A 12,682-nucleotide genomic window follows, 5' to 3' on the forward strand; every position below is an offset into this window, starting at 1 on the left:
GCTTTAAAATGTTTAGGGAAGAATTTAATAATGTTGTTAACGCTGGTAAAGGAAAAATTTCTTTGTTACATAGAAATAAAGGTGGGTATTTAGTATATTCTATGTTGGCAGGACTTTATGTAAGTTTTGGGATAATTTTGGCTTTTACTATAGGTGGAATATTAAATAGTTATAATTCACCAAGTACTAAAATAATAATGGGAGCATCTTTTGGAGTTGCATTAAGTTTAGTGGTTTTTGCAGGTTCTGAGCTTTTTACTGGAAATAATTTTATTATGACTTTAGGAGTTTTAAAGAAAGAAATAAAATTAAAAGATTGTATAAAAATATGGGGTGGTTCCTATATAGGAAATTTTTTAGGCTCTATTATAGCAGCTTTAGGATTTTTATTAGCAGGATTAGTTAATGGGAGTATAAGTGATTTTGTTATAAAAACTGCTGAAACTAAAATAACTTTACCGCCAGAACAATTATTTATAAGAGGAGTTTTTTGTAATATATTAGTTTGTTTAGCTGTATGGTGTACTTTTAGATTAAAGACTGAAAGTGCTAAGCTTATTATGATATTTTGGTGTCTTTTTGCCTTTGTAACATCAGGCTTTGAGCATAGTATTGCTAATATGAGTTTGTTAACTATGGGGCTTTTATTAACAAAAGGTACAGTAATAAGTTTATCTGGAATTTTTTATAATTTGTTTTTTGTAACCCTTGGTAATATACTTGGTGGATGTCTTTTAGCTATACTTTATTATTATGTAGATAAAAAGGATAAAATATAAGATTAATTATATATTTAAAAAGTTATAATAAAAAATTAATTTAAAAAATAAAAGCACCCTAAGCTTTAGGGGTGCTTTTATTGTATAACTAATATATTATATAATAAATATAAAATTTTAATATAAGTAATATAATTATTTCATTGGGCATATATAATTTTTATGATATTATAAAATAGAGTGTTTTAATAAAATTTTAACAGATGATATAAAAATTTAGGAGGCAGTTCATGATAGGAGTTATAGGGGTTAAAAGAAATGTAGATATAGAAATTAGAGAAAAATTAGCCTTATACCCTAAGAAGCATAAAAAATATGTGGAAAAATTATTGGTTTCTTTTAAAGAAGTTGTAATATTAAATACTTGTAATAGAACAGAAATATATTTTAGTTGTGAAGAAAATTTATCGGAAAATGAAATTTTTGAAAATATTTTTAAGGTGTTTAATTGGAATGAAAATTTAAAAGAATATATGTTTTTATCAGAGGGAAAAAGAGCGGTAACTCATCTTATGGAAGTAATTTGTGGTTTTCATTCAAGAATTTTAGGAGAAGATCAAATTTTAGGACAAATTAAGGATGCATATAAAACAGCTATTTTAGATAAAAGTATTTCTTCAGAGTTACAGAAAATGTTTGAAATAGCTATTTCTTGCGGAAAAAAATTCAAAACAGAGTGCAAAATGTTTGAAGTTCCAGTTTCATCAGTATCTATTTCAATAAATAGTGCTCTTTTAAAAGGATGTAAAAAGTTTATGGTTTTAGGTTATGGAGAAATAGGAAAATTAGCAATAAAACATCTTTTAAGTCACAATATAGAATGTATTTATTTAGTTTTACGAAATAAAAGTAAGGCAGAAAATTTAAAGGATACAATAGTGGAAGTTTTAGATTTTAATGAGAAAAATCAAGTTATAAATGAGGTAGATTGTATAGTTTCTTGTACTTCTGCACCTCATACTGTAGTTAGAGTTGAGGATATAGAAGAATTAGGAGAGAAGATATACATATATGATTTAGCAGTACCTAGAGATGTTGATAAAGAATTAGCTGATAATAAAAGGGTAATTCTTAAGGATATAGATGAAATAAGTAAAATTGATGATAAAAATAAACAAATAAGAAAAGATAGAATGGAAAGTTATAAGTACATAGTAAAAGATAGTATAGATGAATTTTTAAACTGGCTTAAAATAAGAGAGGTTTCAAATAAAATAAGAGGAATTAAAATAAAAGAAAATGAAATTTGTAGTGAGAGAATAAAAACTTTTTCTAATAAAGGAAATGGAGAAAATTTAAAGTTAGCAGAAAAAATGATAAAAAGTACAGCAGATGCTTATGTAAATAGAGCAATAGAACTTTTAAAAAGTGAAGCTTTAAAGGGAAGTGATAATTCTTGTTTAAAAATAATAGAGAAGATATTTTTAACTTAGTACCTATAAATGTTATAGGGAGCAAATTTCATGTTAAAGTAATAGGTGGAGGTAAGGCCTCTACTATAAAGGTTAAGGGCTTATTAGAAAAGGGTTGTTATGTACATATTTTATCTAAGGATTTTTCAAAGGAAATTTTAGATATTAAAAGTGAAAATTTAAAGTTAGAAAAGGGAAGTTATTACAAAGGCTTTATAAAAAAAGCACATCTTATAATAATAGCTGTAGACAACCCTTCTTTAGTAAGAGAAATAAGCAATGATTGTAATGAAGAATATAAATTATACTTAAATGCATCTAATTATAAAGAGGGTTTGGTAGCTATTCCTTATAGTAGATGTTATGAAAATTTAGGCTTTAGCATAAGTAGTAAATTAGGTTCTCCTAAGATAACTAGAGCTATAGGAGAAGAGGTAAGTAAAATAGTAAAGGAAAATGATTTATATTCAATTAAAGTAGCTAAAATAAGAGAAAAGGCTAAAAAGTTAGAAAATAAAAGTGATATTATAGATATAATTTCAAGTAAAGAATTTAAAAAATATTTTTTAGAAGAAAAAGAATATGAATATTTAAAAAATCTTTTAGGAGAAGAAATAGCTAAATTTTTAACCTTAGATTAAAGGTTATTTAAATTTAAAAGCTAATATTTTAAAAGATATTCTATGAAAAATAATCAAAATGCGAGGTTTAGATTAATGGAATTAATAATAGCAACTAGAAAAAGTAAGTTAGCACAAGTTCAAACTGAAAAAGTTATGGAACTTTTAAAAGATAAAGAGAATATAGATAGTAAGAAACTTTTAGTAATGACAGAGGGTGATAGAAGACTAGATGTTTCTTTAAATAAAATAGGTGGTAAGGGTCTTTTTGTAAAGGAAATAGAATTAGCACTTTTAAATAAAGAAGCACATGGTGCTGTTCATAGCATGAAGGATGTACCTTTTGAACTTCCTAAGGATTTTAAACTTGTTGCAATGCCAGAGAGAGAAGATATAAGAGATGCTTTTGTATCTTTAAATGGTTCAACTTTAAGTAATTTAAGAAAGGGAGCTAGAATTGGTACTAGCAGTATAAGGCGTGCAGAACAATTAAAATTATTTAGAAGTGATTTAGAAATTGTGCCAATTAGAGGAAATGTACAAACTAGAATTAAAAAAATAACTGAGGATAACTTAGATGGAATAATTTTAGCAGCGGCAGGATTAAAAAGACTTGGCATGGAGGATATAATAAGTGATTATTTTGACCCTAAGATATTTTTACCAGCTATAGGTCAAGGAGCTTTAGGAATTGAATGTTTAAAAGAGGGCGAATTTAATGACTATTTCAAAGCTTTAGATAATAAGGAAGTTAGAGTTACTGTTGAAGCGGAAAGAAGCTTTATGAAGGTTTTAAATGGTGGATGTCATAGTCTTATAGGTGCTTATTCAGAAGTTAAAGGAAATGATTTATACATGATAGGTACATTTACTGTAAATAATAAAATAGTTAAAAAAGATATATTAGGAAATAAAGAAGATAATATATTATTAGGAAAAAAACTTGCAGAAAAAATATTAGGTGAAGTATAGGAGGAGAATCATGAGTAAAAAAGCATATATAATAGGTGCAGGTCCTGGAGATGAAGAATTACTTACACTTAAAGCAATAAATGCACTAAAAAAATGTACAGCAGTTTTATATGATAGATTAGTTGGAAATAATATACTTAATTACTTAAATGATGATTGTGAAATTTATTATTGTGGAAAAGAACCAGGATGTCATTATAAAACACAAGAAGAAATAAACGAAAGCATAGTGGCTCTTGCTAAAAAAGGTCATATTGTAGGAAGAGTAAAAGGGGGGGACCCATATGTTTTTGGTAGAGGGGGAGAGGAAGTATTAGCTTTAGATAAAGAGAATATACCCTTTGAAGTAATTCCTGGTGTTACTTCACCTATTTCAGTTTTAAATTATGCAGGAATACCAATAACTCATAGAGGTTTAGCTCAAAGTTTTCATATTGTAACAGGTATGTCTGCTAGAACTTTAAATGTGAATTGGGAAGCTCTTTCAAAGGAAAATGGAACTTTAGTTTTTATGATGGGACTTTCTAATCTAGAAACTATTGTAGAAAAGTTATTAGAAAATGGAAAAGATATAGAAACTCCTTGTGCAGTAGTAATGAGAGGAACAACATCAAAGCAAAGAAAGGTTATTGGGAATTTAGAAGATATATGTAAAAAGGTTAGAGAAGCTAAGCTAGAATCACCTTGTATAATAGTTGTTGGAGAGGTTGTTTCTTTAAATGAAAAGCTTTCTTGGTATGAAAAGTTACCTTTATTTGGTGCTAATATCTGCTTAACAAGGTCTAAAGAACAAGCTAAGGATATTAAGTGGAAGTTAAAAGAATTAGGTGCTGAGGTTACAGAAATAAATTCTATAAAAATAAAGGAAACTTCAAGTAATTTAGATGAATATATTGAAAAAATAGGAAAATATGATTATATAATTTTTACATCAGTAAATGCTGTTAATGTTTTTTTTGATTATTTAATAAAAAATAAATTTGATGTAAGAAAAATAACAGCTAAATTTGCTGTTTTAGGAAAAGCAACTGAGAAAGCTTTAGTATCTAGAGGTCTTATGCCAAGTGTAACAGCTCATTCTTTTACAGCAGAAGGGCTTTTTGATTCTTTAAAGGATAGTTTAAAAGGTGGAGAAAATATACTAATTCCATGTTCTTCTTTAAGTAGGGAATATTTATTTGATAAATTAACTTCTTTAGGAACAGTTTGTGAAAGAGTTAATATTTACGATACTCTTTGTGGAGAAGCTAAAAACCCAAGAGCTTTTAATGAAGTTGATATGGTATTATATACAAGCCCTTCAACAGTTAAAAATATGATTGATATAATAGGACTTGAAAATCTTAAGGAAAAAGTAAGTATAGCTATAGGGCCTATAACTTTAAAAGCTTTAAATGAAAGTGGAATTGACGGTAAAATGTGCAAAATACATTGTGGAGATGGATTTTTAAGTGAAATTAAGGAAATATGGCAAGAGGTTAAAAAATAAATTTGTGGTAAAATTAAATCTATAGATATTTTACAAACAAATTAGGAGGAAATATTATGATAAAAAGAGGAAGAAGACTTAGAATAAACAAGGAAATGAGAGATCTTGTTAGAGAAAATATTTTAACAGCTAATGATTTTATATTTCCTATATTTGTAGTTGAGGGTAATAATATAAAGAATGAAATAAGTTCTTTACCAGGAAATTATCATGTATCTTTAGATAGATTAAATGAGATTGTTGATGAGGTTGTATCTTTAGATATAAAAGGAGTAATTATTTTTGGTATTCCAGAGCATAAAGATGCTTGTGGTTCTGAAGCTTATTCAGAGGAAGGAATAGTTCAAAAAGCTATTAGAAAGTTAAGAAAAGATTATGAAAATTTATTAATTATAACTGATGTTTGTATGTGTGAATATACTAGCCATGGACATTGTGGAATAATTGAAGGTAAAGATGTAAATAATGATAAAACCTTAAGTTTCTTAGATAAAATAGCAGTTTCTCATGCAAAGGCAGGAGCACATATGGTAGCTCCTTCAGATATGATGGATGGAAGAATTTTATCTATGAGAAAAGCTTTAGATGAAGCTGGTTTTGTTAATGTTGGAATAATGAGTTACTCTGCAAAATATTGCTCTGCTTTTTATGGACCTTTTAGAGAAGCTGCTAACTCAGCTCCTCAATTTGGAGACAGAAAAACTTATCAAATGGATCCTGCAAATTCAAGAGAAGCTATAAAAGAAGTAGAACAAGATATAGAAGAAGGTGCAGATATTGTTATGGTTAAGCCAGCTTTATCTTACTTAGATATAGTTAAGGAAGTTAGAGAAAAGGTTAATGTACCTCTTTGTGTTTATAATGTAAGTGGAGAGTTTGCTATGGTTAAAGCTGCGGCTAAACTTGGACTTATAAATGAAAAGCTAGTGGCTTTAGAAATGCTTTTATCAATGAAAAGAGCAGGAGCAGATATGATAATAACATATTATGCTATTGAAGCTGCTAAGTGGTTAAAAGAGTAATTAAACTTATTTACTTAACAATTTTATAGTTAGGAGAATTAATATGGATAAAAATAAAGAAATTTTTGAAGAATCAAAAAAATATATGCCAGGTGGAGTTAATAGTCCTGTAAGGTCTTTTGGAAGTGTTGGAATAAATCCTCCAGTTATAAAAAGCGGTAAGGGAGCTATTATAAAAGATGAAAATGGAAATGAGTATATTGACTTTGTTTTAGCTTGGGGACCTATGATATTAGGTCATTGTGATGAAGATGTAGTAGAAGCTATAAAGAAAACTTCAGAAGAAAGTATAGCCTTTGGTGCTTCAACAAAGTTAGAGTTAGATTTAGCTAAGCTTTTATGTGAAACATTAGACAATGTTGATATGATAAGAATGGTAAACTCAGGGACAGAAGCAACAATGAGTGCTGTAAAACTAGCAAGAGGTTACACAAAAAAAGATAAAATCATTAAATTTGCAGGGTGTTATCATGGACATTTTGATGGGTTTTTAATAGAAGCTGGTTCAGGTGTGTTAACAGAAGGAATTCCTGGATGTCTTGGGGTTCCTGAAGAAAGTATAAAAAATACTTTAATAGGAATATATAATGATGAAAAACAAGTTGAAGAGTTATTTAAAAAATATGGAAAGGATATTGCTGCTATAATAATAGAACCAGTTGCAGGAAATATGGGAGTTGTTAAGTGTAATCCTAACTTTATGAGAAAGCTTAGAGAATTATGCGATGAATATGGAGCACTTCTTATATTTGATGAGGTTATGTGTGGCTTTAGAGTAGCTTATAAAGGCGCTCAAAGTTTATTTGACGTAAAGCCAGATTTAGTTACCTATGCTAAAATAATGGGTGGTGGACTACCTTCTGGAGCATATGGTGGAAGAAGAGAAATAATGGAAAATTTATCTCCTTTAGGTGGGGTTTATCAAGCAGGAACAATGTCAGGAAATCCAATAGTTATGAGTGCAGGAATTGCTACTGTAAAAAAACTTTATGAAAATCCATCTTATTATGACCATATTGAAAAAATAGGTGCTAAACTTGAAAAGGGAGTTTTAGATATAGCTAGAGAAAAAGGAATTGGTCTTACTATTAATAGACAAGGTGGAATGATGACTTTATTCTTTACTGATTTAAAAGAAGTTAATTGTTATGAAGATGTAAAAACTTGTGATGGAGAAAGATTTAAAAGATATTTCTTACATATGTTAAATAAAGGATTTAATATACCACCATCACAATTTGAAGCAATGTTTTTAAGTGTAGCGCATACAGAGGAACATATAGATAAATTCTTAGAAGCTTTTAGTAGTTTTGAAGGATAAAATTTAAGAAAGTTCAAAATAAGGACTGATTTTAGGTATACATATTAAAGATAAATTTAATTTATATAAAAGTTTTAATTAAGGCTAATATTTATAAGTTTTTAATAATATGTTTTACCTTTAAATCAGTCTTAATTTTATAATTAATTAGTTTATTTAAGTGGGGTATTTATGAGAGAAAAGGTAAAATTAAAAAAAAGCAAAGAATGTGATGTATTTGTAATGGGAGCTGGAATTGCTGGAATTATAGCAGCTATTGAGGCTTCAAAGGAAGGAGCAAAAGTTATACTTTCAAGTAGTTCAAATATATTTTCAGGGTCTAGTTTTTATCCTGGAACATGGGGATTAGGGCTTATAGGACCTGAAAATGAAGAGGATGAAAAGGATTTAATAGAGACTATTAAAAGGGTTGGCTCTTATGTTGTAGATGATGAATTAGTAGAAACTTTTGTTAAAAATATAAATAGCAGTATAAATTATTTAAAGGATATGGGTGTTAAACTAAAGGAAGCTATAAATTCAAAGGAAAAAGAATTTATACCCTGTTTTGACCATAAGAATAGAAATTGGAATGGACTTTTGTTTAATAGCTTAAAAGAGGTTTTACAAAATAAGTTAGAAGATAATAAGGTTTTTCAATATCCTTTTGCAGAGGTTATAGATATAGTTAAGGATGAAGATAAAATTTTAGGAGTAATAATTATAAATTCTAATAAGGAAATAGAGTTTATAAAGTGTAAGGCACTTATAATTGCTTCAGGTGGCTTTGGAGGGCTTTTTAAATATAGATTAAATACTGAAGATATAAGAGGCGAAGGACAAGCCTTAGCTTTAAAGGTTGGATGTGAGTTAGTAAATTTAGAATTTATGCAAATGATGCCAGGATATATAAAGCTTTGTCCTAAAACTATATTTAATGAAAAAACTTTTAAATATATAGAAGCTAGAGATAAGGATGGAAAAGATATATTTAAGGGAGTTGATAATTTAAAAGAAAAATTAGAATTAAGGTCAACTTATGGTCCTTTTACTTCAAGATTAATTTCAAAGGATATAGATTATAGAATTTTTAAGGAATTTCTTAAAAATAAAGAGGGTATTAGGATAAGGTATAAAGAGAGTTTAAAAGAGAATATGCCAGAATTTATTAAGGTTTATTTTAATTGGTTAAAGGAAAATAAACACTTAACTATGGAAGATGAAATAAATATAGGAATATTTTTTCATGCTTCTAATGGAGGAATTAAAATAAATAAAAAAGCAGAAACTTCAGTAAAAGGATTATTTGCTGCAGGAGAATGTACAGGAGGAATGCATGGTGCTGATAGGATAGGAGGATTATCTACAGCAAATGGTATAGTTTTTGGAAAAATAGCAGGGGAAAGTGCTAGAGAATATTTGAAAAATAACAAGCCTAGCAAAAAAGAAGAAGCTAATTTTGATTATTATGAAATTGAAGGGGCTAAAGAACTTATTTTAATTATTCAAGATATTATGTTTAAAAATGCTATGATAGAAAAAAGTGAAGAAGGACTTGAAAGAGCTTTTTATAAAATAGAAGAAATAAAAAAGGAAATTGATTTAAGAGCAGGAAAAGGAGATTTAATAGACTCTTATAGGCTTAAGAACAATCTTATATTATGTGAAGCAATATTAAAAGCTATTTCTCTTAGAAAAGAGAGCAGAGGTTCTCATTATAGAAAGGATTATGAGAATATGGAGAAATCTATGGAAAAGATGATAACTGTAAAAATGGATAAAAATATTTATGCTTCTTTTAAGGAATAAAAAATACAGTGCGAAAAGCACTGTATTTTTTACATTAAAGGAGCTACTAATCTTATAACAGATTCTCCTATTTTTGATATTATAGACCTTTTTTCAAAACCTTCTAAGGTAACCTCTTTACATACTTCTAAATCTTTAGAAAATTGACTTTCCATATTTTTTGAAATATGTTCGTTATATATAAAGATATTGCTTTCAAAGTTTAGAGAAAAACTTCTGATATCCATATTAGCTGTTCCTATACTACAAATAGAGGAATCGGCTACTATAGTTTTAGCATGAAGGAAGCCTTTTTCATATAAATATATATGTGCACCTGCTTTTAATAAAGCTTCAAAATAAGAGTTTGCAATCCAAGCCATAAATTTATGGTCTGGATTACCAGGTAACATTATTTTTACATCAACACCAGATAAAGCACAAAGTCTTAAAGCTTCTAGCATAGGTTCATCTAAGACAAAATATGGAGTTTGTATAAATAAATTTTTCTTAGCTGAGTTTATTATTTTAAAGTATCCATTTTTTATTTGTTGTTCAACATGGTCAGGACCAGAAGAAACTATTTGAGAGCCAATTATTTTTTTAGGTAGATCTTTACTGTGAGGGTCTATAAAATATTTTTTTAAATCTAAGTCTAAGGAGGAATTATTTGCATAACTCCAATCTAAAAGAAATCTTCCTTCTAAATCATTAATTGCAAGACCTTTTATTTTAGTGTGAGTATCACGCCAATTACCAATATTTTTATCCTTTCCAAGATATTCATCTCCTATGTTAAATCCACCTAAAAAAGCAACTTTACTATCTACAATAAGTATTTTTCTATGATTTCTATAATTTATTCTAAGATTTATATATTTAAAAAGTCCAGGGAAAAATACTTTAAATTCTACACCAGCTTCTTTTAATTTATTTATATCTTTTTTATGAATAGAGTTTCCTATAGAATCTACAAGTAATTTTACTTCAACTCCTTCTTTAGCTTTTTTAACTAAGGCATTTAAAAATTTCTTTCCTATATCATCACTTTTAAAAATGTAAAATTCCATATGAATAAATTTTTCAGCATTATTTATTGCATCTAACATATCCTTAAATAAAGGTTTAGCATCAAAAAATAATTCTATATCATTTCTTTGAGTATATGTTGAATTATCATTATTAAAGTTCATTTTTATTAAGTCTTTATATTTTTGAGAAATATCATCTAATTTATAATGAGCCTTAAAGGAATTTAGATATTTTTGTTTTGTTTTATCATCTGATATTTTTCTTTTAAAGTTTTTCTCTTTAGTTATATTTTGTCCAAATAAGATGTAAATTACAAAGCCTATTATAGGTAAGAAGGTTAAGATTAATATCCAAGCCCAAGTAGTTTCAGGGTTTCTTCTTTCAATAAAAATAATAGAAATAATAAAAATAATGTTAATTATAAAAATCGTTGTTAAAAATAAGTGCATAAATCTTCCTCCTTTGTGTTAAGTCTTTACAAGATTAAATAATCTTATAAAGTAATAAATTATCTTACATAAATTTGTTCTAAAAGTTCGTTTATATTTATAGTAGAACTTTCTTTAGTTGAAGCTAAAAGTTTTATTCCTTTATAGCTTATTCTAAGCTTGCTTTTACTGTTTTTTAATTCACTTGCAAATTCCATTAAGGATACCTTTTGTAAATTCATATTAAAGATGCTTAAAAGAGTAAGATATAAGTACTCTTTATAAAGGTAACTATAATCTTCGTATTCCTTGTAGTTATTCATATAATTACATAAGAATTTAACAAAGTTATCTATATGATTAAAAATTTCTGAAAGCTTGTCTCTATAGATAAACTTAATTGAGTCTATTTTTAAGAAGGCTTTATTTAAAGAGGATAAAATATCTTCTTTTATTTTTGAAACTTCTTCAGAAGAAAAGTTTAAATAAAGATTTAAGTAGGAATCTCTATTTGAAAATATAGTTTCTAAATATCTTATAAAGGAATAAAAATCCTCTCTATTATTACCAGGTTCTATTTGGAAAAGTATTTTAAAAAATAAGTTCCAATGAAAATCATAATTCATTGCATGGGCTAATTTTTTTCCTATAGAATTTGAAAAAGTAGAATCAAAGTTAAGGGAACTTGCCCCTATAGATAATTTATTTTTAAAAGAAATTGAATCTTTAAAAACTTCATTTAACCTAACAGAAGTATTTACAAAGGTATTATAATATTCCTGTGAGGTGTTACAGTTATTTTTTGTAAAAATATAATCTATTATTATATCACAGGCGTTTCTAAAATCTATAGAAATACCTAAATCATTTTTAACCTTAGAAGAATAAATATCGTAAATCATTTTAGATAATAACATTTCTATGCCTTCTTTTTTTAAGCCAACATTATTAGAACTATCCATATGAGTATTTACATGATTAAAAATTGTTAAAAGTTGATTATCTATTAAACAAAGATTATTTTTTATAGAGTTTAATATATTTTTATAAAACTTATCTCCTAAAATCATATTATAATTTTTATAAATTATCTTATGTTCTATTTCACCCCAAAAATTATTTACCATTGATTTTATTTGTAGCTCAAAATTATACTTTTCTCCTTCATTTAAAATAAAACCATCTATTCTATAAAGTTCAAAACCATTTTTTTGTTTAAGAGGTTGTTTTTCTCTAAGGTCTAAAAAAATATTAGGATTTTGAGCAGAATAAGAAAAACCTTTTTCTCCTGTACAATTAAAAATAGTCTTTAAAAATTTAAAAATATGCTCCTCATCTTCTATAAATCTACATTCTATTCTAACCCCTATTAAGTCAGAAAGATTTTTAAATAAATCCTTAGGAGATTTAAATTTTATGTAATAATTATGCCTTATGATTTTTTCCTTTAAACTAGAGGCTGATTTTACTCTAGTTGATATGTTAAAAAAACCATCACAGGAATTTTCAAGCAGAGAATAGAAAAAATCATCTAATAAATTTGCACTATAGGCTAAATCTTTTTTCATATCCTTAAGTAATTCTAAAGTGCTTTTTGTAAAATCAAAAACTTTTAACTCCAAATTTAAGACACCCTCCTTTATTTATTTTTTAACAAACTTATTATATTTTAATAATACCAACATATAGAAAGTATAACAATAGAGTAATTTTAAATAATAAATATATAGAAGAACTTACAAAAATGAATAAATTCTTAATGAAATATCCTTATAATTAAATAATTATTACTTAAAACTTTTTTTTATAATAAATTGTAAGTAATTTTACCTTTAGATTA

10 protein-coding genes are annotated in these 12,682 nt (G+C 26.7%); 8 read left to right on the top strand and 2 right to left on the bottom strand.

Annotated elements, in window-relative coordinates:
* Positions 1-8: 8 nt before the first annotated feature.
* The 8 genes from AC4FQV_RS03685 to AC4FQV_RS03720 all read left to right on the top strand — a co-directional run bounded on the left by AC4FQV_RS03685 (position 9) and on the right by AC4FQV_RS03720 (position 9,403).
* Entirely contained in the window at positions 9-779 is a 771-nt protein-coding gene (locus tag AC4FQV_RS03685) for a formate/nitrite transporter family protein (protein ID WP_491138759.1), read from the top strand.
* 230 nt (positions 780-1,009) lie between these two features.
* Positions 1,010-2,212, top strand: a complete 1,203-nt coding sequence (gene hemA / locus AC4FQV_RS03690) for a glutamyl-tRNA reductase (protein WP_491138758.1) — start codon at positions 1,010-1,012, stop codon at positions 2,210-2,212.
* Positions 2,176-2,832 (top strand): NAD(P)-dependent oxidoreductase, encoded by a 657-nt coding sequence (locus tag AC4FQV_RS03695; RefSeq protein ID WP_491164500.1) that lies wholly within the window; start codon positions 2,176-2,178, stop codon positions 2,830-2,832. The genes hemA and AC4FQV_RS03695 overlap by 37 nt, the downstream gene beginning before the upstream one ends.
* Before the next feature lie 75 nt (positions 2,833-2,907).
* Positions 2,908-3,783 carry a hydroxymethylbilane synthase gene (gene hemC / locus AC4FQV_RS03700; protein ID WP_491138754.1) on the top strand — a complete coding sequence of 292 codons (876 nt, stop codon included), beginning with the start codon at positions 2,908-2,910 and terminating at the stop codon, positions 3,781-3,783.
* A gap of 10 nt (positions 3,784-3,793) precedes the next feature.
* Positions 3,794-5,272, top strand: a complete 1,479-nt coding sequence (cobA, locus tag AC4FQV_RS03705) for a uroporphyrinogen-III C-methyltransferase (RefSeq protein ID WP_491164502.1) — start codon at positions 3,794-3,796, stop codon at positions 5,270-5,272.
* 56 nt (positions 5,273-5,328) lie between these two features.
* A complete protein-coding gene (gene hemB / locus AC4FQV_RS03710) occupies positions 5,329-6,294 on the top strand; it encodes a porphobilinogen synthase (protein WP_491164505.1) in 966 nt (321 codons plus the stop codon).
* A gap of 43 nt (positions 6,295-6,337) precedes the next feature.
* On the top strand, positions 6,338-7,615 hold the full coding sequence (gene hemL / locus AC4FQV_RS03715; protein WP_491164508.1) for a glutamate-1-semialdehyde 2,1-aminomutase: 1,278 nt from the start codon (positions 6,338-6,340) through the stop codon (positions 7,613-7,615).
* Positions 7,616-7,786: 171 nt separating this feature from the next.
* Complete coding sequence (locus AC4FQV_RS03720; protein WP_491164510.1) at positions 7,787-9,403, top strand: FAD-binding protein; 1,617 nt, start codon at positions 7,787-7,789, stop codon at positions 9,401-9,403.
* 29 nt (positions 9,404-9,432) lie between these two features.
* Here the strand turns inward: AC4FQV_RS03720 and cls are convergent, their stop codons facing one another.
* Both cls and AC4FQV_RS03730 read right to left on the bottom strand, forming a co-directional pair.
* On the bottom strand, positions 9,433-10,863 hold the full coding sequence (gene cls / locus AC4FQV_RS03725) for a cardiolipin synthase (RefSeq protein WP_491138747.1): 1,431 nt from the start codon (positions 10,861-10,863) through the stop codon (positions 9,433-9,435).
* 59 nt (positions 10,864-10,922) lie between these two features.
* The gene (locus AC4FQV_RS03730) at positions 10,923-12,464 is read right to left on the bottom strand and encodes a GTP pyrophosphokinase (RefSeq protein WP_491164513.1); all 1,542 of its coding nucleotides are present in this window, start codon (positions 12,462-12,464) and stop codon (positions 10,923-10,925) included.
* Between the last annotated feature and the right edge of the window lie 218 nt (positions 12,465-12,682).

This window comes from Clostridium sp. TJA038, assembly GCF_058310255.1.

Bases quoted from the DNA above. Each gene is read 5' to 3' on its own strand.
- AC4FQV_RS03720 (WP_491164510.1), top strand. From the start codon at position 7,787: ATGAGAGAAAAGGTAAAATTAAAAAAAAGCAAAGAATGTGATGTATTT.
- hemA (WP_491138758.1), top strand. From the start codon at position 1,010: ATGATAGGAGTTATAGGGGTTAAAAGAAATGTAGATATAGAAATTAGA.
- hemL (WP_491164508.1), top strand. From the start codon at position 6,338: ATGGATAAAAATAAAGAAATTTTTGAAGAATCAAAAAAATATATGCCA.
- hemC (WP_491138754.1), top strand. From the start codon at position 2,908: ATGGAATTAATAATAGCAACTAGAAAAAGTAAGTTAGCACAAGTTCAA.
- AC4FQV_RS03685 (WP_491138759.1), top strand. From the start codon at position 9: ATGTTTAGGGAAGAATTTAATAATGTTGTTAACGCTGGTAAAGGAAAA.
- cobA (WP_491164502.1), top strand. From the start codon at position 3,794: ATGAGTAAAAAAGCATATATAATAGGTGCAGGTCCTGGAGATGAAGAA.
- cls (WP_491138747.1), bottom strand. From the start codon at position 10,863: ATGCACTTATTTTTAACAACGATTTTTATAATTAACATTATTTTTATT.
- hemB (WP_491164505.1), top strand. From the start codon at position 5,329: ATGATAAAAAGAGGAAGAAGACTTAGAATAAACAAGGAAATGAGAGAT.